We start from the raw sequence: 22,787 nt of genomic DNA, 5'->3' as shown, positions 1-22,787 counted from the left end.
CATCCCATCATTCATCTATGGGATGTTTAAGTCTTTAATAAAGTGAAATATTAATCATTTTTTGAGATCATATGATGCATTTGAGCGCGCAATACCCATTTTAAGAGAGGAGGTACTGCAAAAAAGATAAAAAGAATTCGGAAAAGTTGATAACCTGTAATCATCGTAACATCCGCTTTCAGCTCATGTCCGATAATCCCCATCTGATCAGCTCCACCAGGTGCCATACTCAGGAAACAAGTGATGAAAGAAAAGTTAAATTGATACATCAGCAAAGAACTTAGAAGAAGTGCGAAACTTACCAACATGATTCCGCTGATCAAGGCTATTGGAATCATACTAGCTTTTTTTCTAAGCTTTTCAGGCTTCAATAATAATCCAATATAGCCTCCGATTAAAAATTGAGAAACATCGAGTATTGAAGCGGGAAGAGGAGGTCCTTTGAAACCAACTATATTTAAAGCAGCAATTCCTAGAATTGGACCAAGCAGAAAAGCTGTAGGTAGTTTTATTTTTTTTCCTAACAGTGCCATTCCAACTGAAAATAGTCCAAATAGAATAATCTCTGGAAAAAAGGCAGAAGAGGTTCCTTCCGAGATCACATCAGGAATAGAAGCAGAACTTCCTGAGGAAAAAATGGGACTGAAAATCAGAAAGGGAACAGCGAATATGATAACGATGAGACGTGTCACTTGAAAAAACGTAACGGTTGTAATATCAATTCCCTTAGTCTCTTCTGCAAATGTAATAATTTGTGATAGACCACCAGGAATTGAACTGGTAAGTGCAGTCGGGAAATTGATCGAGGTAGTACGAGATATTATAAAAGCCATCCCTGAACAGATTAATAATAATAAGATCGTCATGAATGCCATGGATGGCAAGTGAGTAATCATAAGTTTTAACGTATCTTTTGTAAACGTTAAACCGATTGAATATCCTACGATGATTAAACCCGTATTTCTTAAAAAAACTGGCCAGTATAACTGAGTCCAACGGAGTTGGTTCACAATTAATACGGCAGTCATAGTTCCTAAAAGCCAAGGAATTGGCAAACTGAATACGTTGAATAGGAGACCACCTACTAAGGCGATACTCAATGTTACTAAAAGTTGAAAACTCTTAATTTGATTTAAACTTTTATACTTCATTGCAAAACCTTCTTCTTATGTTTGCTTGTGTTAACTAACAAACTTCTTTTTTTCTTCAAATCTAAACATATACTTTGCGATCCACTTCTTACAACCCAAATAGGATCTTTGGTAGATAGGACTTTGGATGAACGTATATAGAAATGTGAAAATAAATACTGGCCCACCTATACTTAGACCAACCAATAAGACAAGGCACTCCATGAATATTCTTACTCTACTAATTGAAAATCCAGTTAAATCTGATAAAGATAGCATAAGTCCATCTCTTGGACCCGCTCCTATTCCTGCTGCTGAATACATACCTCCACCAATGCCCATTAACAAAATGCCAAAGAACAAGATTAATATATCAATGTATGTGTTCATTGAGTTAGGAAGTAACTGAAGAAATAAAAAGGAGTCTACAAAAATCCCAACTAAAACAGCATTTAAAAAAGTTCCAATGTTAATATACTTTCGATTTATGATCATCGTACAAGTTATTAGTAAAAAGCCCACTACGATATTCCAAGTACCGATCGTGAGACCCAACCGCTCATACAAAGCAAGATTTAACACGTCCCACGGACTGATTCCTAAATATTTCACTTGAATGGCCATGGCGATTCCATAACTAAAGATCAATAGTCCTATAAAAAAGAAGATTAGCTTAATCGCATACTTCACCAAAAACTCCTCTTTTCCAAAATAACCCTATAATTATCTTAGACTATAAAGCAATTTGATAAAAAATGAAAAGAAGTTGCTTACTATTTTTTCATCGTATTTATAAAAAAATAAAGGATATCACATGTGCGTTTGTCGAAATAAGAATGTCTAAAAATTGAAAACAGGAGCGTTTAATATGGAATCCATTAAGGATGCAAACGAACACGTTCTTGATTCATTGACCGAGCTGGCTTTAGCATTATGGCCAGACAATAAATTCAATGAATTAAGAAAGGAATTTAAACAAATTTTAGATTCAGAAAAAGATAAAGTGATTGTATATCTAAATCATGCTGAACCTATTGCTTTTATTCATGTTTCGATCAGAAGTGACTACGTGGAAGGATCCCAGTCCAGCCCCACTGGTTTTGTGGAGGGAATCTATGTAAAACCTGATTATAGAAGGAAAGGGATATCAAACAAACTGATTGCTGAAGGAGAGAGTTGGTTAAAAACAAAAGGATGCAAACAAATTGGTTCAGATATTGAGTTATCCAATGATACAAGTTATCACTTTCACACGAGCGTTGGTTTTAAAGAAGCAAATCGTTTGATCGCATTTATTAAAGATATCCATTAAAGAATATAAGAAAGTATGAGAGAGATAATGACCGATTTTAGTCTCCCAAGTAAGTTGTTTTTCTTATGTGATAATAAAAATCATTTATAGGCACATCATAGTGCCTTTTTTTAATGGATAAATTTAGAGTATACAAAGTTTTTATTATGTGAAACCTGTTAATCGACTCTATTTAATGATGGGGTGTTATGAGTGTTTCTTAAAAATGTTAATCCTTTTGAACGTAAATGTTTATATATTTCATTTTTCGTTATTCTTTTATATTTATCTCCCTTACTCATTTTAGGTGAAAATGCACACATTCGTGTCCACGATAATCTCGATTCTAACCTTGCTTGGTACAAAGTTCTCAAAGAGAGCGGAATGTTGTTTGGAAATGTTAATTCAACGATTCCTCAAATTATTAACGGTCTCCCAAGAAACGCACTAGGAACCGAATTTAGCGGTATTGTTTGGCTGCATGCCATTTTCCCCACTATGACCGCTTATATAATCAGCCAAGCGATTACTCGGATATTCGCATTTATAGGCATGTATTTATTATTAAAAAAGCATTATTTACCTGATCAAAGGTACACTCTAATCACGATCGGTACAGCACTTGCATTTGCACTTACTCCATTCTGGCCTTCAGGAATGCTTAGTACACTTGGTATGCCTTTAGCATTGTGGGCATTTCTAAATATCCGTAATGAAGAAAAAGCGTGGAGAAACTATCTAGTTCTCACGTTGCTTCCGTTTTACTCAAGTTTTGTGCTCGGTTTTTTCTTCTTTTTATTTGCCTTAGGAATTTTTTGGTTTGTAGATGTTATTCGAGGAAAAGGGTGGAATTGGCGTTTTTTCTTCTCTATTGTCTTTATGACTTTAGTTTTTCTCGTGATTGAATATCGGCTTGTCTATTCGTTTATCTTTGATGATGAACCAAATACAAGAGATGAATATTTTCATGCACGATTACCTTTTTGGTGGGTGACGAGACTCACTTTTAAAAACTTTGTGCTTGGACATACACATGTAATGACCGTTCATAGTTTGTTTATACTTTTCGCAACCATACTTGCATTATTTTTAGTCATTTTCAAGAGACTGTGGAAGCAGGAAAAAGTTTTTGTTTTTTTATTTGTTTTTAATTTCGCATTATCTGCTTGGTATGCCTTTTGGTTCTATAAAGGCTGGCTACCATTAACAGAACGTTTTCACTTTATGGACACGTTTAATTTTGCAAGGTTTCACTTTTTACGGCCATTAATTATATATATGGGGTTCGCTCTTAGCCTTAAGATTATCATGAATCATGGGAAGGTGATTAAAAACACGATTCCTTTCTTTATCATAGGGCAAATTGTTCTTCTCTGTTTATTTAATGACGAAATCATCTATAGAAAAAAGCCGAGTGTAAGAGAGTTTTATGCACAAAACTTGTTTCAAGAGATTGAAGAATTCATAGCAAAACCATTAGCGAGTTACCGTGTTGCTAGTATCGGTATCCATCCGGCAATTGCACAATATAACGGCTTTTATACCCTTGATACGTATAACAATTTCTACTCATTAACATACAAATATAGGTTTCGGGAAATAATGGAGAAAGAGCTCCAAAAAAACAAAAGACTTCGTACTTATTATGATGAATGGGGAGGACGCTGCTACATATTTACCGATCAGCTCGGTAAACATTATATGTTTAAAAAGAACTCAACAGAGAGGTTAAACAACCTCCAGCTAAATATTGAGCCTTTTAAAAAGTTAGGCGGAGAATACATATTTTCAGCTCTGCCAATTGATGATGCGGAGGATCTAGGATTGCAGTTAGAAAAAATATTCGAATCAGATACAGCAGCGTGGAAAATTCATTTATACAAAGCGAGGTAACAGCCAGGAGGGCAAATATGAAACAACCGGTTTTGACGATTGTTGTTCCTTGTTACAACGAGGAGGAGGTATTGCCGACAACAATTGATTGTTTGCATAAACTTTTGATTACAATGATAGGCGAAGAACAGATCTCAAGTGAAAGTAACTTGTTGTTCGTAGATGATGGCAGCAAGGACCTAACTTGGTCGATCATCCATAAAGGAAGTTTAACAGACAATCATATCAGAGGATTAAAACTTTCTCGTAATGTTGGTCATCAAAATGCTTTACTAGCTGGACTTTTTACTGCAAAAGATACATCTGATTGTGTCTTATCCATTGATGCTGACCTTCAAGATGATATTCATGTCATTCCTACTTTTGTTGATATGTTTAAAAAAGGACATGACATCGTATATGGTGTGAGGAAAAAGAGAGATTGTGACACATTTTTTAAGCGCAGCAGTGCAGAGTTCTTTTATAGATTAATGAATAAAATGGGTGTAAACCTTGTTTATAATCATGCAGACTTCCGCTTAATGAGTAAACGAGCATTACAGGAACTTGAAAAATTTGAGGAAGTTAATATGTTTTTACGAGGGATTGTGCCTTTAATCGGATATAAATCAACTTCGGTTTATTATGATCGAAAAGAACGTTTAGCAGGAGAAACAAAATACCCGCTGAAAAAGATGCTATACTTTGCATTCGATGGCATTACTTCTTTTTCTGTAACCCCAATAAGATTTGTTCTCATAACAGGCCTTGTTTCATTCTTAGTCAGCCTTCTATTCGGTATATATTTCTTCACCTTAAAATGGATCGGAGACACCGAAACGGGATGGACTTCCCTGATTACATCCATATGGCTGATTGGGGGGCTTCAACTCATAGGGATAGGGCTTATCGGAGAATATATCGGAAAGATCTACAAAGAGTCAAAGCGCCGGCCAAAGTACATTGTTGAAATAGATTCAAAAACATTTACACAGCCGCTTCCACTAACAAATACACAGAGAGTGAAAGATGAATCATATAATCTCAACCTTCGAAAACTTCCTGAAACCAACTAACTCCTTTATCCGCTTTTTATTAGTTGGCATCGTAAATACATGCATAGGAGTCTCCATCATTTTTCTCTTAATGAACGGAATTGGATTAAGCTATTGGATGTCTACATTTACAGGTAACACAAGTGGTGCTGTAATTAGTTATGTTTTAAACCGTAATTTCACGTTTAAAAGCAACACTTCATTGGGAGCGAGCGGCATACGTTTTGTGGCGGTATTTTTAATTTCTTATTTTGGAGCTTACGGTATGAGCGATCTAATATGGTCTGGAATTCTTAACGATACAAGCTTCATACTCCTTACCAATAAAGATGCTTCCGTCTTATTCGGAGCTTGTCTTTATACACTAGCGAACTATTTTGGACAAAAATTTTGGGTATTTAATAAAACGAGGTGACCATATCGTGAAACGGAAATTTCTTCTGATACTAAGTGCTGCGTACGTCATATTTATGGCTTACCTTTGTTTTTATTATTACACGAAAGGTGAAACACATAGTTATCAGGTTGCATTTGGGGCAATATTTTGCGGACTTATTCCGTTATGCTTAATCCTTTTTACGAAAATTAAGTTCAATATGCCGATTATGATATCTTATTTTGCCTTTTTATTTGCTTCACAATATTTAGGGTCCATTTTAGGCTTTTACCATTTAGGCTGGTGGGATACCTTTTTACACCTATTAAGTGGAGCCCTATTAGCATTTGTGGCCATCGCTCTTTTTGAACGAATGACACATCAACATACTAGGAATGATATTTCTTATTGGCTCGTATTCTTATTCGTACTTGCCTTTTCCGTTTTTGGTGGGGTTGTGTGGGAGATTTATGAATTCAGTATGGATCAATTTTTTAATATGACCTTACAAGGCGGAGGAAACTTTGATACGATGGTGGATTTACTTGCCGACACGGCAGGAGCAATCGTTATTGCAGCTATAGCGGCAGTGAAAACAAAAAGAAGATTTAAGATGTCATAAATAAGCAAACATACAAAACCACATTTTACGCATATTTCAAGATAATATGCGTTTTTTTTTACGAGTTTTTTTAAAAAATTTCTAAAATACCCATTGACCTTCACGTTGCGTAAAGGTGTAAAGTGAGAATTGTCAGGAGGTGATCACATGGAATATACCATTCAGAAGCTTAGTTTATTAGCGGGAGTCAGCACCAGAACTTTACGGTATTATGATGAGATTGAAATTCTTAAGCCGGCAAGAATCAACTCGTCAGGATATCGTATATATGGTGAGGCTGAAGTGAATAGACTACAGCAAATTCTATTCTACAAAGAACTAGGGCTTCCATTAGATCAAATAAAGGAAATCATAACATCACCAGTATTCAATGCTGCAGATGCACTCCAGGAACACCGTGAAAAACTCCTGAACAAACGAGAACAGTTAGACCGTCTAATCGCGAATGTGGATCAGACGATCGCAGCTAACGAAGGGAGAATTACGATGACTGATAAAGAGAAATTTGAAGGGTTTAAAAAGCAAATGGTTGAAGAGAACGAACAAAAATATGGTAAAGAGATTCGTGAAAAATACGGAGATCAAATGGTAGATCAATCAAACAAAAAGATGTTAAACCTGACACAGGGAGAGCATGATCGTGCAACAAAGCTAGCAGAGGAAATTCACGCGACACTCGCTCAAGCCTTTAAAACAAGTGACCCTGCGGGTGATTTGGCTCAAAAAGCAGCTGATCTTCATAAAAAATGGCTCATGTTGTACTGGAACGAATACAGCAAAGAAGCTCACGCAGGACTTGCACAGATGTATGTGGATGACGAACGGTTCACAGCGTATTATGATAAAGAACAGTCAGGAACTGCTGAATTTTTAAGAGATGCTATCCACATTTATACAGGTTTGAAAAAGTAATCATTCAGCATGACCTATTAAAAGGCGAGATAACCATCCAAGGTTATCTCCTTTTTGTTTTATTCCTCACAGAGGTTAGTTTAAACTATGAATAAAGAGTAAGAAGGGATGACATGTTATGACCGAAAAACTATTTTATTCATCGCCATATACAGACGAATGGAAAACAACCATCAAAAAAGCATTCGAAAAAGATGGGAAATGTTTTGTTGTTTTAGAAGGTACCGCTTTTTATCCGACAGGTGGCGGCCAGCCGAATGACACTGGAACCATTAATGGCATAAATGTCTTAGATGTTTTTACTGAACAGGATCAGGTGATTCACCAATTAGAAAGGATGCCTGAAACATCTTCGGTAAATTGTAAGTTAGATTGGGATAGAAGGTTTGACCACATGCAGCATCATAGCGGACAGCATTTATTATCTGCTGTTTGTTATTCCTTATATGACGTACGCACAATCAGTTTTCATCTAGGAACAGACTATGCAACGATCGATATTGAAATGGATGCGCTGAATCAAAATCAAATGGATACGTTCGAACAAGCAGTTAATAAAGAAATTTATAAAAGCAGAATGGTACATACTTATCTTGTTACCGATGAAGAGCTTCGACAATTACCATTATTAAAAATGCCTAAAGTTACAGAGAACATACGTATCGTTGAAATTGAAGGAATTGAGTACAACGCTTGCGGAGGTACACATGTCCGTTCAACAGCTGAAATTGGGATCATTAAACTATTAAAAGCAGAAAAACAAAAAGGTGCGGTTAGGTTGTTTTTCAAATGCGGACAACGAGCTCTTCTTGATTATAATGAGACGTTGAAGATTCTAGGGTTGATATCTGCTAAGTTTAACACCGGCCGAAATGAAGTTTTAAATCGGCTAGAGAAGTGGGAAGCTGATCAGCTAAATATGGAAGCAGAAATGAAGCGGGTTAAAGAAGAGAACAATAGTTATTTAGCAAAAGAACTTCTTACATATGCAAAAAACGATTTCCTTACGTATGTATTTGAAGGAAAATCGTTTGATGATACAAAAGAGCTTGCAATAAAAATAGTAAATGAAAATGATTTAGTCCTTTTATTTGCTTCAATACCAGATAATCGTATTATATTAATGCATAACGGAACAAAAGAAATTCCGTGCGGCACGTTTTTTAAAGAAAACCTTAGCACATTTACCGGAAAAGGCGGCGGTAGCGATAAATCCGCTCAAGCTGGTTTTTCTTCAACAGAAGACATGCATCGTTTTGTAGAATTTGCTCAGGAGAGCCTATCGAAGGATTTGAGATTAAACAAATGATTTGCAGCAGAAAAGGAGTGAGGTTTATCGCCACACTCCTCTTTTTTATATCAAGAAAATCGCCACAATCGTTGTTACAACTAAACCAATGGTCACTGGCTTTACGTTTCTTCTAGCCAGTTCAAATGGATCGACTCCACAAATCGCTGCTGCAGGAATCAATGCCCAAGGCACCAATGTTCCTCCGCCAACCCAAATGGCTGCGATCTGACCTAATGCAGTAAGAGTAGCCGCGCCAGCACCAATTGCTGTTCCAAATATGTTGGCAACCGATCCTGCTAACGAAATACCTGAAAAACCTGAACCATCTAAACCTGTAATGGCTCCTACAGCTGTTAATGTTATGGCACCAATCTCCTTGCTTAATGGAACGACAGATGCAAGTGCAACACCAAGATCATTTACAATTCCATGAGATGTCTTTGGAAGAAACTCACCAATAATCTTAGCAAAACCTGAGTCACCAAGGTAGAAAAAGGCTGCGATTGGGATAACAGGACCAAAAACTTTAAACCCAAACTGAAAACCATCGATTAAATAAGAAGTTGTTTTTTCTAACTCCTTATCCTTATGACTCACCATCGTAATTAAAAGAAGGATAAAGACTGAAGTCCCACCGATCAGCGCTGTTGCATCTCCGCCTTGTAAATTGAGAATGGACATGGCTACGACATCAAGTGCAAACATTAAAGGAATAAACAGAGCAAAGAACCGCTTCTGTCCTTGTGATAACAGACTTAATTCTTGATCAGTTGTTTCCCTTACCGGATCAGCCGTAAGCCCTGTACTGCTATTTAACTTTCCTGACTTTAAATCTCTTTTTAAAAAGTAAAACGCCGCTATTGTTGTAACGAACCCCATCACAAATACGAGTGGAATACTTGCACTAATTACATCGCTTACAGGAAGTCCGGCAGCGTCAGCCGTTAATTTTGGAGCAGCTTGAATGATAAAGTCGCCCGAAAGAGCTATACCGTGACCAAATAAGTTCATGGCCATGGCTACTCCTAGAGCTGGCAGACCAACTCGAATGGCTACTGGAAGAAGCACTGCACCCATAAGCGCGACTGCAGGGGATGGCCAGAAAAACCACGAAATAATCATCATAAGAATCCCTATCGTCCAATAAGCAAGCCCCGGAGTACGAATTAGTTTTGAAAATGGCGAGATCATTACGTCATTAATTCCTGTCGTGGTCAATGTTCTGCTCATGGCAACGATGATAGAGATAACAAGGATCGTAGGAAGAAGCTCTGTTATCGCATATATAAAACTATTAAATATACTACTGATTGATCCGCTTAATGAACCTGTTGCTGAAATGGCAATTAAAAAGATACCGACAATACATATTAAAGTAGTATCACGCCTCTTTACCATGAACCCGATAATTAAACCGATAAACACAACATAAATCCAATGCAGCGCCGTAAGTTCAACGCCCATCTATATTCCTCCCCTGTGAAATGGGTGATTAGCCCTTTCGTAATGTAATACAGAATATGATGGGGAGGAAAAGGGGTGAGAGGAACTTTTATTGCTTTATGCTGCGTTTTATTTTTTGAAAAAAATCATAAGTGAAATACGAGATGGTAAAGATAAAAAGGGTATAGCACAAATTCCATATGAAGTTCTCAGATAACCAATCCAAATTTAATAATTTAATAAATTTATTAAATACATCCAAGAAAAACACATGAATGATATATATACCTAAAGCATTAGCCCCTACTTTTGTTATGTATAAACCTTTTCCTAACGATTTATAATGAAGAGCAAATAAAAATAAGAAGGCGGTTAAAAGAATCGTTGAGAAAAAATATTCACCATGGCTACCTGATAATACTTTATCTAAAATGTATCCTTCCATTGCTTGAACAACTACACCGATAAGAGCAAGACCCAGAAACGTCTGTCCACTTATTTTTTTTAAGCTATTAAGTTGATTATTTAATGCAAACATTACGCCAAGTGTTGTATAAAACAAACCAAAGAACATGGCATCACGTGAACTGTTGATTGGAAATTTAATAAACATCGTGTATGCCTGCCCTAAAAGGCCAAGCAAGTTTAAACCAAAGCTAATCAAAAAGAGCACTGTTATTTGTTTAAACTTAAAAAATATAAAAATGACGATTGTTGACCAAATTAATGCTGTCAAAAACCAGAGCTGATATCCGCTCGTTCCTTTTCCATAATAAATGAGATTTAACAGCGTAAATTGTTCAAAGTATGACGTCAGCTTTTCCTGAACAGCAACTCCATCTAAGAGAACAAGCAGAACATCATAACTTGTATAAAAAATCAGCCACACTAAATAAAGTTTAACCAGCTTTATAACATAGTTTTTTAAATAGTAAAAAGGAGCTTCATTATGTTTCATCTTTTGTGCAAAAAAGTAGCCAGATGCTGCAAAGAAGAAGGGTACGGCAAATCTAGCGGCATTATCAATAATAAAATAACCAGTAAAACCATCTAGAGGAAAAACGTGTATCACAACTACAGCAAAAATCGCGAAAAATTTTATATAATCAATGGAATAAATGCGAGCCATTTCTGTGCCACCTTTAAAAATATATACTATTAATAGTATGAACATATCTTTGTCATTCCAAAAACGATGCCTAATTTCCTCATACTTTTACAATTGTATAGAGTGACACTGAACTGGAATTAATGTAAAATTATTACTGTTAAAACGTACGTTAAAGAAAAGAGGTAACATGAATGTTATCTCTTTTCTTTTTGTTACATACATTCAACAAAGGAGAAGATTAGGGGGCCAAATAATGGACCAGTCCAGATTTATTAAAGATCTTAATGAATTAAAAGAAGGAGGATATGTAAAAAAGAAGGATTACTTAAACGTGCTCGACGGTTATTACAGATATAGAGAAGATGTTAGAAAAAAAGAAATCAACGAATCAATTTTACATACAGCAGAAGTTACGAGTGATGAACCTAAAGAAAAGCCACAGCCAGTAAAAACAATAACTCCTCCACCAACAAAACCGAAAGTGGAAATTACATCTGAACAGAGAAGAGAAAGAAATATTACAACCATAATGGCAGCGGGTGTAATTCTGCTTTTATTAGGAGGACTTACTCTAGCTACGAGCAACTGGGATGTGTTTAGTTCGATTACCAAAACAATGTTAGTTGGAGGGATCGCCTTATTATTTGGTGGTCTGGGCGTACTTTCTGAAAAAATACTTCAGATCAGAAAAACGGCGTTTACATTCTTTGTTCTGTTTGCTTTGTTTATTCCAATTACCGTACTTTCAGCGGGTTACTTTGAACTATTTGGGGAATGGCTCAGTTTTTATGGCGAGGGTAGATATATATTAGGCGTTATGACGACTGTCGTCTGTACCCCGATCTATTATTATTTTGGAATGTACTTTAAATCCAAGCTATACAGTTGGCTTACTTATGTTGCTATTGCAATTGGGTATGCGTATATAATCCTCTCTTTTGGATTAACAAAGGAAGCTTTTTATTTTGTATATGCGTTAGGAAATGTAGGATTTATTCTTTTGTATCATTACAAAAAAGGAAAGCAATCTATATTTCTTCAAATCTTGCCTTTGTTTATACAAGTTAACTTGATTCTATCGACGCTGTTCATATTAATCTTGTTTGAGAATCAACTTTACCAAAGTTTTAATATAATCTTAACCGCTGCATTATATTTGTCGATGAGAATGGTCAATCAAAGAAAAGAATATGAACTGTTCTTTATCGGTTTTATCACGTACGGTCTTTATCAGTTAATTCAACACACTCTGTTAATAGAGTATCGTTTGTTTCTGATCGTACTTATACCTCTCGTATTAGTGGTGGTTGCTAATTTTTCAGATACAGTATTAAAAAAATATTATCAGCTTGCTAATGGAGTAATCTCTATATTTGCTTTCTTATATATAACCGTTGAAGGCGTGTTATTGTCTGTAGGAGAAGGCAGTGTGTGGTTGTTATTAGGGTATCTTGTTTTAGCTGGTAACTTTGTATTCTTAAGCTACAATTTTACGTTTTCCTTTTTTAGACTTTTAGCACCGTTCTACCTTTTCTGTGCGTTTATGGAAGTGTATCATGTGACCGGTGATAACTTTGAAGATCATTGGACACTAGCAATCGGTATCTCAAGCGCATTAGCTTATTCTATCGGACAGTATCTCAAACCACTGATCAGAGCAAGTCTATTAGTCGGCGGTGGAGGATTACTTATTAGTTTCCTCTTATCCTTGGAGCTCGCTCATTATGGCCAAGGAAGTATGATTTCAGGCATTTTAACCATACTTTCTGTTCGTCATTTCTTTATTGAGAATGGAAAAGAAAGAATGTTAGCCATCTGGCTAGTGCCGATTTTTACTTTTTTTGCTTTCTGTCTGTTGGGGATGAAGTACTTGCCATCACCGACATTATCATATTCTTTACTTCTTGGCAGTGTCGTCAATTTAGTAGTCTATCATTGGCAAAGAAAGCAGAAGGAGCTTGCGACTTCATTTGTTTCCCTTACAACCATAACGGCAACTTTAAATTTCCTGGTCATTTTAGTCGAAAGTGATTTTACGTGGCTCAAGATTTCATCATCTATTTTTCTAATGACAGTGTTATGGTTTTTCACTAAACATTTTAATTGGTCAATTGGGTTCTCTGGTATACAGATTGCATTTTTCTTTACACTGTATAATGTGACAGATCTACTTGGAATCACATTAGGTACTGAGGAATCCGTTTATGCGTTCATCATCATTTCATATTCGTTATTAATGAGTAGCGAGATATTCCAAAAACTCGATTCAAGCAGTGAATATCCAACGAAAGCTGTATCACACTTAATCACCTTAATCTTAGGTGTTTATGCTTTACTCATAACAACTTCAACCGTTCCGTTCATTTTACTTGCGGCCCTGTATGGAATTTACGTATACCATGCTCGTAAAGAATACGAAATCAGGTGCAATCTTTATGCTAGTTTGATATTTTTAGCTATTGGTTTCCATTACTTGATTAAAGGATGGCTGACGAATGAGGGACCTGTTCTTTACAGCATTCTTCTGGCAGGGTTTTATTTTATTTTAAATAATCAATGGAAAACACGATTACGATTTTTCCTTGTACCTTTTTCCGTCATTTTCTTAGGAGAGTATATAACGATTAGAGGATCTGATGAAGTCTTTCTTATTATTCATACAGCAGCACTGATCGGATTTATATTGTTCTATCAATCGTTAAAGGGGTACTGGAAATACACATCAGTGATCATGTTGATCTATTTAATGATCGATTTGGAAGAATGGTTGTTTCTGAATCGAATAGCCGCTGAAATGTATTCACTAGCTTGGTTCTCCTCAGGCATACTGATTTCATTGGCAGGTATGTATTTCTTTAAAAAGCTATACAGCGTATCTGATTATGTTCAATTTGATTTCTTTGCAGCTTTTGGATTGATCCATGTACTTACAGGATTGGTGCGATCGGAAAATCTGTTAACAACGATTGGTCTATTCATACTTGCTATTCTTTTTTACGTTCAAGGAAATCGATTCTCAGAAGTTTTGATCGGAAAGAGAATATTCAAAACATGTTCCAGCTTGCTTGTCCTGTTCTCTTATTATTCACTTCTTGATCAATTTGAAATTCCAGAGATTATTCAGACTGAACTTATTGTACTGCCGTGGATCTTATTAAGTTATGTGATCACAAGGAAAATGTGGGACATCTCGGAACAAATAGCTAATGTGATTCAATATGTTTTACTAGGTGTAATAGGGATAACATTGATGATCGATGCGATTGAGAGCTATCAAGTCATGGATGCGATCATACTTGGTTCTTTATCATTTCTTAGTATCATTTATGGATTTATCTCAAAACAAAAAAGTTATTTCTTTACTGGAATAATCGTACTACTTCTGAATGTATTGGTTCAAACGCGTCCATATTGGGGGAACATGCCATGGTGGGTATACTTATTAATAACAGGTATCCTTCTTATAGGTTTTGCTAGCTATAATGAATTCAAGAAACAAAAAGGAATTGATTCTCCACCATTAAAGGATATAATTTTAAATAAATGGAAACATTGGTTTGGAGAGTGGAAGTAACTTCTCTTCGAATAAGGGGGATTAATGAAGTGGAGCAAGATCAAATCAAACCCAAGATTACAATGGGTATGCTTTTTCAAAACAAAGTAATTCGTACCATTCTTTTTTCGGTACTCTTTTTACAGATTGGGATATGGGTACGTAACTATTCGATCCTATTGTACGTGATAGAAAAAACGAACGAAAATCCAATCGCTGTATCTTTAATATCTGTAGCAGAGTTCGCTCCAATCTTTTTGTTTTCTTTCATTGGAGGAACGTTCGCTGATAGATGGAAACCAAAAAAGACGATGATTTGGTGTGATTTATTAAGCGCTGTATCTATCTTTGTCGTATTATTAACGCTGCTTTTTGGAAGCTGGAAAGTCATCTTCTTTGCAACACTTGTTTCATCGATCTTGTCTCAATTTTCTCAGCCATCAGGTATGAAGTTATTTAAGATTCATGTACCTGAGGAGATGGTTCAGTTAGGGATGTCGATGTATCAAACACTTTTTGCTGTTTTTATGATTCTAGGACCAATTCTCGGCACTTACGTATACCAACAATTTGGGATTACAGCTGCGATCGCAATCATGGGAATCGCGTTCGTATTGTCTGCTGTAATTCTTCTGCTACTTCCTCCTGATGAAGAAGTAGAAAAAGAAGAAACGAAACCATCTATTTGGTTAGAGATGAAAGAAGGTTTCAACTATGTGCTCAACAGACGTTCGTTAACTTTGCTAGGTGCGTGTTTCGCCGTAGCCGGATTAGCTTTAGGCTTAACACAGCCGTTAACGGTCTTCTTAGTTACAGAGCAACTTGGCCTTCCAAAAGAGGAACTTCAATGGCTCATGGCCGCTTTCGGTACTGGAATGATTTTAGGTGGAGGTTTAACCATCGGAATCGCTAGCAAAGTAAAACCACAATTATTATTGGCTCTAGGAATGGGAGCAAGTGCGATCGGATTTATGATTATGGGATTCTCCGAACATTTCTGGTTAACCTTATCTGCCGAGTTCATAAGTGGTCTTTTCATGCCGTGCGTTCACATTGGTATTAATACACTTATTCTGCAAAATACAGAGGCTAAATTCATCGGCCGTGTGAACGGAATATTAAACCCATTATTTATGGGTGCGATGGTTCTCACGATGTCTATTACCGGTTGGCTAAAAGAAACATTTTCCCTTGTATTGATGTTTGAAGGGGCAGCACTTCTATTTGCAATCGGTATATTAACGATGCTACCACTAATTCGCCAAAAGGTTGTTCCAGTGGCTGAAGTTGAGAAAGCATAAATGTAAAGATCCCCAAAAGCTATCCTAAGCTTTTGAGGATCTTTTTTTTGTTTCGTGTTAGCTCTAGCTGAATCTCGAAGAGGCGTGTGTCGATAAGTGTCGAGGAATGTAAACTCGCGGATAAACAGCAAAAACTCGTGGATTGATGTAAGAAACTTTTGGATTCAACATTTAAATCCTTAATTTACTGCCAAAAACAAACCATTATAAAGTGGTGTTGAAACCATTTCAACTCCAAACCGTTTTTTAAATCGTGTAAATGGGTAATATAGATATATTTCCATCATTGTTGTAATGAATCTTGAATGTCTAAACATAAGGGGAATCTAACATATGTCTATTTCACCAGATCAGCGTATTACTTTACACGGATTTAATAATCTTACTAAATCACTTAGCTTTAATCTGTATGACGTTTGTTATACAAAAACGAGAGAAGAACGAGAAGCTTATCTTGAATATATTGATGAACAATACAATGCAGAAAGACTTACGAATATTCTGCAAACCGTTTCCGATACGATTGGAGCTCATGTTCTGAATATTGCCAAACAAGATTATGTGCCTCAAGGAGCTAGTGTAACTGTACTTGTTTCGGAAGGCCCCATTGTTGAAGTACCAACAGATACATTTGATGAGAATTCCACAGCAATGCCAGAATCTGTTGTGATGCAGCTTGATAAAAGCCACTTAACCGTTCATACATATCCTGAATTTCATCCAGAAGAAGGAATCAGTACATTTAGAGCTGATATCGATGTTTCTACTTGTGGAGAAATTTCACCGCTTAAAGCACTTAACCATCTGATTAACTCATTTGATATGGATATTGTGACGATGGATTATCGGGTTAGAGGATTTACAAGAGATATAAAAGGTCACAAGTTATTTATTGATCATGATATCAGTTCAATACAAAACTATTTGTCTGCAAATATTAAAGAAACCTATACCATGATCGATACAAATATCTATCAAGAAAATATCTTTCACACAAAATGCAAATTAAAGAATTTTGAACTCAATAACTATCTTTTTGGTTATACAAAGGATGAAATAGATAGCGATACTCAAGAACACATCACAGGACTGATCAATGCTGAGATGGATGAAATTTTTTACGGGAGAAACATAAATTCATCAAAACGTTAACAGGAAGTAATGGATCACTAAGGTATTCTTAGTGGTCTTTTTTTTTTGTGAACAATATGAACAAAATGCATTTTATGCTGTTAAACTTCCATTTAAAAATATGAATGGTAGGATAATGAAAAGAAAATGAAAGCGCTACCATAACATAAAAGAGGGGGATTTGAATAATGAAAACGAAGAAATGGAAAAATTGGCTTGTAGCAGGCGTTATACTTTCTTCACTTACAGCTTGTAGTACCGGAGGGTCAGGTTCAAATGCAGGAGAATCTGATTATCCGAAAAAGCCAATAACAGTAGTTGCTCCATCGGGTGCTGGAGGCGGTTGGGATCTTACGGCACGTTCGTTGACCAAAATTCTAGGTGAAACGAAAACAGTTGACCAAACGATGACTGTTGAAAACAAACCTGGAGGAGGCGGAGCTGTCTATCTTGCAGAATTTGCGACACAGCATAAGAAAGATGATTACAAGCTTTATGTGAACTCTCCGCCGATCTTGATCAATAACTTGAAAAAAGAAGGAAATAGTCCGTACGGCTTCAAAGATACGACACCTCTTGCACAATTAACAAAAGACTTTGGGGCAATCGTTGTAAAAGAAGATTCAAAATATAACAATCTAAAAGAATTGATGGAAGCTGTTAAAAAAGATCCAAAGTCTGTCACAGCAGCTGGAGGATCGGCACCAGGATCCATGGATCATCTCGTAGCTGTTCTACCTGCTTACAAATCTGGCATTGATCCTAAAACAGTCAAGTATGTTTCATACGATGGCGGTGGTGAAGCAATTGCGGCTCTATTGGGGGGGAATGCAGATTATATTGCAACAGATGCTTCTGCGGTAGGTGAATATTTAAAAGCTGGAAAAGTAAAAGTGCTTGGTATTTCTTCAACAGAACGATTAAAAGGTGACCTGGCAGATGTTCCGACATTTAAGGAAGCTGGAATCGATGCAGAATTTACGATTTGGAGAGGTGTCTTCGGACCGAAAGAGATGTCTGATAGTGCAGTGGCATATTGGGACAAAACATTGAAGAAATTAAATGAAAGTAAAGAGTGGCAGGAAGAGCTAGAGCGGAACGGTTGGGAATCGGAATTTAAAGATGGTAAAGAATTTGAAACCTTCTTAAAAGATCAAGAAAAACAAGTCAAAGACTTGTTGAAATCATTAGGAATGAATAAATAGGTGTGACATGGAGAAGTATTTCTACTTCTCCTTTTTTCAAATAAGGAGGGAAGTACTTTGCAAACAGGAAAATTTGATCGTTATGCAAGCATCTTATTTGCTTTACTTGGAGCAGCTTTTTTAATAGAAAGCCGCAACATTTCGAAAAGTGCTTATGGAAGTGAAGTCGGACCTAACGTTTTTCCCTTTCTCTTAGGACTTATTCTTATATTACTTAGTGTTAAACTCTTTCTTGAATCTTTTAAAAATATACAAAAAGAAAAAAAGAACAAAGAAAGCTTACAGATTAAAAGGTTTATCATTATCTTAACTGCAAGCCTTCTGTACGCAGGTTTCATCGAAACACTAGGTTATATATTAAGTACTTTCTTATTTTTGTATGTTTCCTTTCAAGCAATGGAAAAAGGAAGTTGGATAAAAAATGGAATCATTGCTTTGGCATTCTCATTCTTTGTCTATTTCTTATTCGTTGTTGTGTTGGAAGGTTCTTTGCCTGGAATGCCAATTTGGTTTAGTTAGGAGGGTTTTAGAATGGGAGTTATGGATTTTTTAATGCAAGGGTTTCAAACAGCGATACAGCCACAAAATCTATTCTTTGCATTTATCGGTGTATTAATTGGAACGGCAGTAGGCGTCTTACCTGGAATTGGACCGATGAGTGGTGTTGCACTCTTAATTCCTGTAACAGCTACTTTTACTAGCGGAATGGATCCTTCTGCAGCAGCCACAAGTTCTATCATTCTTTTAGCGGGTGTGTATTATGGAGCCATGTACGGTGGATCTACTACATCCATTCTTTTAAACACACCTGGTGAATCTTCATCTGTTGTTACAACACTTGATGGTTATCAGATGGCTCGGCAAGGCAGAGCAGGAGCTGCCTTATCGATCGCAGCCATCGGTTCTTTCTTTGCCGGAATTGTTTCCATCATCGGATTGGTATTATTAGCAGATCCACTTTCAGAGATGGCATTGAAATTCGGACCTGCAGAGTATTTCTCTTTAATGCTGTTAGGCCTTGCAGCAGTTAGTGGCTTGGCGGGAGGATCGATCACGAAAGCATGGATGATGACCGTAACTGGACTTTTGATCGCCACGATCGGAATCGATGCGGTTTCTGGTGTTGCTCGATTCACCTATGATATTCCTGTTCTATTTGGAGGACTTGAATTTTTAACGGTTGCTGTTGGTCTCTTTGCATTAGGCGAGGTATTTAAGACGGTTCTGCATAAGGAAGAAGATGCAGAAAAGGTAGCGAAAGTTGGGAGAGTTATCCCTTCTAGAGCAGATTTAAAAGAAAGTGCTGGACCGATTGCCCGAGGTTCTTTTTTAGGATTCTTTATTGGTGTCTTACCAGGTGCAGGTGCAACACTCGCTTCTTTCTTCTCATATATCGCTGAAAAGAAGATAAGTAAAAATCCTGAAAAGTTTGGTAAAGGAGCAATTGCTGGAGTTGCCGCTCCTGAGTCAGCAAACAACGCTGCTTCGGGAGGAGCGATGATACCATTATTAACACTTGGAATTCCGGGATCTGGAACGACAGCGATTCTTATGGGAGCTCTTATCATGTATAACGTTCAGCCAGGCCCTTTATTATTTAGTGATCACCCGGACGTGGCTTGGGGGTTAATCGCTTCGATGTTTATCGGAAACTTGATGCTTCTCATCCTTAACATGCCACTTGTTAAGGTTTTTGCGAAAATTATTGAAACACCAGCTAAATACTTGCTGCCAATTATTATTGCTATCTCTGTCTTTGGTGTTTACGCCGTACAAGTAACCACGTTCGATCTGTTCTTATTGATCGGCTTTGGACTTGCTGGATATTTGTTAGCACAGAACGACTATCCAATCGCTCCTCTTGTACTCGGCTTAGTATTAGGACCAATGATTGAAAACAACATGAGGCGTGCGTTAACAACATCAAACGGTGATTTTATGGTATTTGTTCAACAACCTATATCTGCATTTTTCTTGGTTTGCGCCGTTCTATGGATTCTCATACCTTTTGTTCTGCGGTTAAAAGGAAAAAATGTTGTTGTAAACGTTGAAGGATAAAAGAAGATAGGTAGAGAAGACTTTCTATTCTGAGAAAGTCTTTTTTATTTTTACGGAGGGAAACTATGAAACTGCAAACAAAATTAATTATCATCAGCTGTTCCCTAATCTTTTTAGTTATTGCCATATTAGCGGTTATCTTTCAAAATATGTTCGAGGACACGATGAAGAGTCAAATTGGGGAGAGGGCACTAAGTGTTTCTTATGCGGTAAGTAACAACCCACTTGTTATTGATGCGTTTGAAAGAGATGATCCCTCTAAATCAATTCAGCCTTATGCAGAAAAGATCAGAAAGAAAACGGGAGCTCATTACATCGTAGTTGGGAACAAAGAAGGTGTCCGTTATTCACACCCCATTAAAGAACGAATCGGAAAGAAAATGGTAGGTGGTGACAACCAAAAAGCCTTATCAGGTGAACCGAGTATAACGGAAGCAACAGGTTCTCTTGGTCCAGCTGTGCGAGGAAAATCACCTATTAGAAATAATGATGGCGAAATTATTGGATTAGTTTCAGTAGGTTTTCTAACCGATCAAATCAAAGAAGATATTTGGCCGTATAAATTAAAGATTATCATTATAGGCACGATTACTTTGCTGCTAGGAACACTTGGATCTGTACTGATTGCAAAAGGAGTAAAAAGAGCCACCCATGGATTAGAACCAAAAGAGATCGGATTGTTATACAAAGAAAAAAGCGCGATCTTAGAAGCGATAAGAGAAGGGGTGATCGCTGTTAATCGGGAAGGTGAAATAACACTCGTAAATCACACCGCACTTCAGATGCTTGAAATAGGAAGTGAGAATCTAATCGGCAAAAATGTGTTAAGAGCCATTCCGAATACAAGATTACTTGATGTCATTGCTTCTGGTCAAAATGAATTTGACGAACAGATGAAACTTGGAAACACGAAAGTTATCGCAAATCGCATTCCTATATTAGATAATCATGACCAAGTAATAGGGGCTGTTGCGACATTTAGAAACAGAGATGAGCTTTACCGATTAAATGAGGAACTTGCACAAGTTAAAAGCTATAGTGAGGGCTTAAGAGCCCAAACTCATGAATTCTCAAACAAACTGTATTTAATATCAGGTCTAATTCAGTTAGGTTCTTATCAAGAGGCACAAGATATCATTACGAAAGAATCAAATGTTCATCAATACTTTACACAATTTATTATGGATCAAATTTCTGATCCTTATATAGGCGGTTTGTTAATCGGTAAGTTTAATCGTTCAAACGAACTGAGAGTTGCCTTTACAATTGATTCTGCCAGTCAATTAAAAGATATACCTGATTCGATGGACAGACAATTACTAGTTACCATTATTGGAAATCTAGTAGACAATGCAATGGATGCTGTATTGGAATCGAGAACGCATGAGCCAATCGTAAAAATCAGTCTTTCTGATTTTGGTGAACAGCTGATCATGGAAGTTGAAGATAATGGAGAAGGAATTCCTGAGAATATCGCTAATATGTTATATAAAAAGGGATTCTCTACAAAAGGACAAGATCGTGGATACGGTTTATTTCTGATCAAACAAGCGGTAGAAGTATTAAACGGTCAAATCTTTTATGAGAGAACAAAAGCTGATACAACGCTTTTCACCGTTATAATCCCGAAAGAATAGAGGATAGACATCATGAGCTCATGGGAAGTTTTTATCGTAGAAGACGACATTCGTATTGCTGAGATAAACCGGAAATTTGTTGAAAAAATAGAAGGCTTTTCTGTATGTGGCATTGCATTAAACGAGGAAGAAGCAAAAGAACAGATTTCCATATTAAAACCTGATTTAGTTATCTTAGATATATATTTTCCAGATATGAATGGACTCGACCTGCTAAGGTGGATTCGAAGTGAATTTCGAGGAATGGAAGTCATTATGGTAACAGCTGCAACAGAGGTGAAAACCTTAAAACACGCTCTAGAGGATGGTATTTTTGATTATATAGTAAAGCCTGTAATCTTTCAGCGGTTTAAAGATACCTTATTGCAATTTAACGATTATAAGCGATCTATCACACAACTGTCAGCTGATAAAGAAATCAATCAAAACATGATCGATTCTTTGTTAAAACGCGAAAAAATCGAGATTGAACCATTCTTACTTCCAAAAGGAATAGATCCTATTACACTAGAAAAAATATTGAGTATACTGATGCAGCACAAAAAAGGTTTTACTGCAGAAGACCTCGGACAGCGCACCGGAGTTAGCCGAACAACCGCAAGGCGATACTTGGAATATCTCGTTTCAGAACAAAAAGCAAAAGCAGACATCACTTATGGTGGTGTAGGCAGACCAGAAAGAATTTATAAATATGGACGTTAGCTAAAAGCGGCTTGGTTATCAGGTTGCTTTTCGTTTTGATTCTTATACTACTAAATATTAGTTAAGTTGATGTATAATGTTCTACATAGATTTATAG

The 22,787-nt window shown here is 36.6% G+C and carries 19 protein-coding genes; 15 read left to right on the top strand and 4 right to left on the bottom strand.

Annotated features, from left to right (window positions below; all coding sequences use genetic code 11):
* Window positions 1-50 precede the first annotated feature (50 nt).
* Window positions 51-1,151 carry an AbrB family transcriptional regulator gene (locus tag ACOZ9X_RS08360; protein ID WP_423417784.1) on the bottom strand — a complete coding sequence of 367 codons (1,101 nt, stop codon included), beginning with the start codon at window positions 1,149-1,151 and terminating at the stop codon, window positions 51-53.
* A gap of 30 nt (window positions 1,152-1,181) precedes the next feature.
* Complete coding sequence (locus tag ACOZ9X_RS08355) at window positions 1,182-1,820, bottom strand: YczE/YyaS/YitT family protein (protein ID WP_423417783.1); 639 nt, start codon at window positions 1,818-1,820, stop codon at window positions 1,182-1,184.
* 178 nt (window positions 1,821-1,998) lie between these two features.
* Here ACOZ9X_RS08355 and aac(6') point away from each other — a divergent pair, with 178 nt between their 5' ends.
* From aac(6') to ACOZ9X_RS08320, 7 genes are all read left to right on the top strand, one after another.
* Window positions 1,999-2,442, top strand: coding sequence for an aminoglycoside 6'-N-acetyltransferase (gene aac(6'), locus ACOZ9X_RS08350; protein WP_423417782.1), 444 nt, complete (start codon window positions 1,999-2,001; stop codon window positions 2,440-2,442).
* Between the two features lie 192 nt (window positions 2,443-2,634).
* The gene (locus ACOZ9X_RS08345) at window positions 2,635-4,314 is read left to right on the top strand and encodes a DUF6044 family protein (protein WP_423417781.1); all 1,680 of its coding nucleotides are present in this window, start codon (window positions 2,635-2,637) and stop codon (window positions 4,312-4,314) included.
* A gap of 17 nt (window positions 4,315-4,331) precedes the next feature.
* On the top strand, window positions 4,332-5,369 hold the full coding sequence (locus tag ACOZ9X_RS08340; RefSeq protein ID WP_423417780.1) for a glycosyltransferase family 2 protein: 1,038 nt from the start codon (window positions 4,332-4,334) through the stop codon (window positions 5,367-5,369).
* Window positions 5,323-5,763 (top strand): GtrA family protein, encoded by a 441-nt coding sequence (locus ACOZ9X_RS08335; RefSeq protein WP_423417779.1) that lies wholly within the window; start codon window positions 5,323-5,325, stop codon window positions 5,761-5,763. The genes ACOZ9X_RS08340 and ACOZ9X_RS08335 overlap by 47 nt, the downstream gene beginning before the upstream one ends.
* Before the next feature lie 7 nt (window positions 5,764-5,770).
* Window positions 5,771-6,346: a hypothetical protein gene (locus tag ACOZ9X_RS08330; protein ID WP_423417778.1), complete on the top strand. Its 576-nt coding sequence runs from the start codon at window positions 5,771-5,773 to the stop codon at window positions 6,344-6,346.
* 147 nt (window positions 6,347-6,493) lie between these two features.
* The gene (locus tag ACOZ9X_RS08325; RefSeq protein ID WP_423417777.1) at window positions 6,494-7,258 is read left to right on the top strand and encodes a MerR family transcriptional regulator; all 765 of its coding nucleotides are present in this window, start codon (window positions 6,494-6,496) and stop codon (window positions 7,256-7,258) included.
* Window positions 7,259-7,376: 118 nt separating this feature from the next.
* On the top strand, window positions 7,377-8,567 hold the full coding sequence (locus ACOZ9X_RS08320) for an alanyl-tRNA editing protein (RefSeq protein ID WP_423417776.1): 1,191 nt from the start codon (window positions 7,377-7,379) through the stop codon (window positions 8,565-8,567).
* Window positions 8,568-8,612: 45 nt separating this feature from the next.
* On the opposite strand, the gene ACOZ9X_RS08315 is transcribed toward ACOZ9X_RS08320, so the two are convergent.
* Complete coding sequence (locus ACOZ9X_RS08315) at window positions 8,613-10,013, bottom strand: hypothetical protein (protein ID WP_423417775.1); 1,401 nt, start codon at window positions 10,011-10,013, stop codon at window positions 8,613-8,615.
* Between the two features lie 88 nt (window positions 10,014-10,101).
* Window positions 10,102-11,121 (bottom strand): acyltransferase, encoded by a 1,020-nt coding sequence (locus ACOZ9X_RS08310; protein WP_423417774.1) that lies wholly within the window; start codon window positions 11,119-11,121, stop codon window positions 10,102-10,104.
* Window positions 11,122-11,356: 235 nt separating this feature from the next.
* On the opposite strand from ACOZ9X_RS08310, the gene ACOZ9X_RS08305 reads away from it, so the two are divergent.
* The 8 genes from ACOZ9X_RS08305 to ACOZ9X_RS08270 all read left to right on the top strand — a co-directional run bounded on the left by ACOZ9X_RS08305 (window position 11,357) and on the right by ACOZ9X_RS08270 (window position 22,690).
* The gene (locus ACOZ9X_RS08305) at window positions 11,357-14,677 is read left to right on the top strand and encodes a hypothetical protein (protein WP_423417773.1); all 3,321 of its coding nucleotides are present in this window, start codon (window positions 11,357-11,359) and stop codon (window positions 14,675-14,677) included.
* Window positions 14,678-14,739: 62 nt separating this feature from the next.
* Window positions 14,740-15,957 carry an MFS transporter gene (locus tag ACOZ9X_RS08300; protein WP_423418253.1) on the top strand — a complete coding sequence of 406 codons (1,218 nt, stop codon included), beginning with the start codon at window positions 14,740-14,742 and terminating at the stop codon, window positions 15,955-15,957.
* Window positions 15,958-16,290: 333 nt separating this feature from the next.
* Window positions 16,291-17,109, top strand: coding sequence for an adenosylmethionine decarboxylase (gene speD, locus ACOZ9X_RS08295; RefSeq protein ID WP_423417772.1), 819 nt, complete (start codon window positions 16,291-16,293; stop codon window positions 17,107-17,109).
* A 167-nt stretch (window positions 17,110-17,276) separates the two neighbouring features.
* Window positions 17,277-18,293, top strand: a complete 1,017-nt coding sequence (locus ACOZ9X_RS08290) for a Bug family tripartite tricarboxylate transporter substrate binding protein (RefSeq protein ID WP_423417771.1) — start codon at window positions 17,277-17,279, stop codon at window positions 18,291-18,293.
* Between the two features lie 57 nt (window positions 18,294-18,350).
* Window positions 18,351-18,812: a tripartite tricarboxylate transporter TctB family protein gene (locus ACOZ9X_RS08285; protein WP_423417770.1), complete on the top strand. Its 462-nt coding sequence runs from the start codon at window positions 18,351-18,353 to the stop codon at window positions 18,810-18,812.
* 12 nt (window positions 18,813-18,824) lie between these two features.
* Window positions 18,825-20,351 (top strand): tripartite tricarboxylate transporter permease, encoded by a 1,527-nt coding sequence (locus tag ACOZ9X_RS08280; protein WP_423417769.1) that lies wholly within the window; start codon window positions 18,825-18,827, stop codon window positions 20,349-20,351.
* 65 nt (window positions 20,352-20,416) lie between these two features.
* Window positions 20,417-21,988 (top strand): ATP-binding protein, encoded by a 1,572-nt coding sequence (locus ACOZ9X_RS08275; protein WP_423417768.1) that lies wholly within the window; start codon window positions 20,417-20,419, stop codon window positions 21,986-21,988.
* 12 nt (window positions 21,989-22,000) lie between these two features.
* A complete protein-coding gene (locus tag ACOZ9X_RS08270; protein ID WP_423417767.1) occupies window positions 22,001-22,690 on the top strand; it encodes a response regulator in 690 nt (229 codons plus the stop codon).
* Window positions 22,691-22,787 lie beyond the last annotated feature (97 nt).

The sequence above is a fragment of the Fictibacillus nanhaiensis genome, assembly GCF_049537595.1.
GTDB lineage: Bacteria > Bacillota > Bacilli > Bacillales > Fictibacillaceae > Fictibacillus > Fictibacillus nanhaiensis_F.
Note: the sequence above shows the minus strand (reverse complement) of the source record. Positions and strands in the feature narration are given on the sequence as shown.

Bases quoted from the DNA above. Each gene is read 5' to 3' on its own strand.
- ACOZ9X_RS08270 (WP_423417767.1), top strand. From the start codon at position 22,001: ATGAGCTCATGGGAAGTTTTTATCGTAGAAGACGACATTCGTATTGCT.
- ACOZ9X_RS08360 (WP_423417784.1), bottom strand. From the start codon at position 1,151: ATGAAGTATAAAAGTTTAAATCAAATTAAGAGTTTTCAACTTTTAGTA.
- ACOZ9X_RS08290 (WP_423417771.1), top strand. From the start codon at position 17,277: ATGAAAACGAAGAAATGGAAAAATTGGCTTGTAGCAGGCGTTATACTT.
- ACOZ9X_RS08325 (WP_423417777.1), top strand. From the start codon at position 6,494: ATGGAATATACCATTCAGAAGCTTAGTTTATTAGCGGGAGTCAGCACC.
- ACOZ9X_RS08305 (WP_423417773.1), top strand. From the start codon at position 11,357: ATGGACCAGTCCAGATTTATTAAAGATCTTAATGAATTAAAAGAAGGA.
- ACOZ9X_RS08275 (WP_423417768.1), top strand. From the start codon at position 20,417: ATGAAACTGCAAACAAAATTAATTATCATCAGCTGTTCCCTAATCTTT.
- ACOZ9X_RS08340 (WP_423417780.1), top strand. From the start codon at position 4,332: ATGAAACAACCGGTTTTGACGATTGTTGTTCCTTGTTACAACGAGGAG.
- ACOZ9X_RS08280 (WP_423417769.1), top strand. From the start codon at position 18,825: ATGGGAGTTATGGATTTTTTAATGCAAGGGTTTCAAACAGCGATACAG.
- ACOZ9X_RS08320 (WP_423417776.1), top strand. From the start codon at position 7,377: ATGACCGAAAAACTATTTTATTCATCGCCATATACAGACGAATGGAAA.
- ACOZ9X_RS08300 (WP_423418253.1), top strand. From the start codon at position 14,740: ATGGGTATGCTTTTTCAAAACAAAGTAATTCGTACCATTCTTTTTTCG.
- ACOZ9X_RS08335 (WP_423417779.1), top strand. From the start codon at position 5,323: ATGAATCATATAATCTCAACCTTCGAAAACTTCCTGAAACCAACTAAC.
- speD (WP_423417772.1), top strand. From the start codon at position 16,291: ATGTCTATTTCACCAGATCAGCGTATTACTTTACACGGATTTAATAAT.
- ACOZ9X_RS08310 (WP_423417774.1), bottom strand. From the start codon at position 11,121: ATGGCTCGCATTTATTCCATTGATTATATAAAATTTTTCGCGATTTTT.
- ACOZ9X_RS08315 (WP_423417775.1), bottom strand. From the start codon at position 10,013: ATGGGCGTTGAACTTACGGCGCTGCATTGGATTTATGTTGTGTTTATC.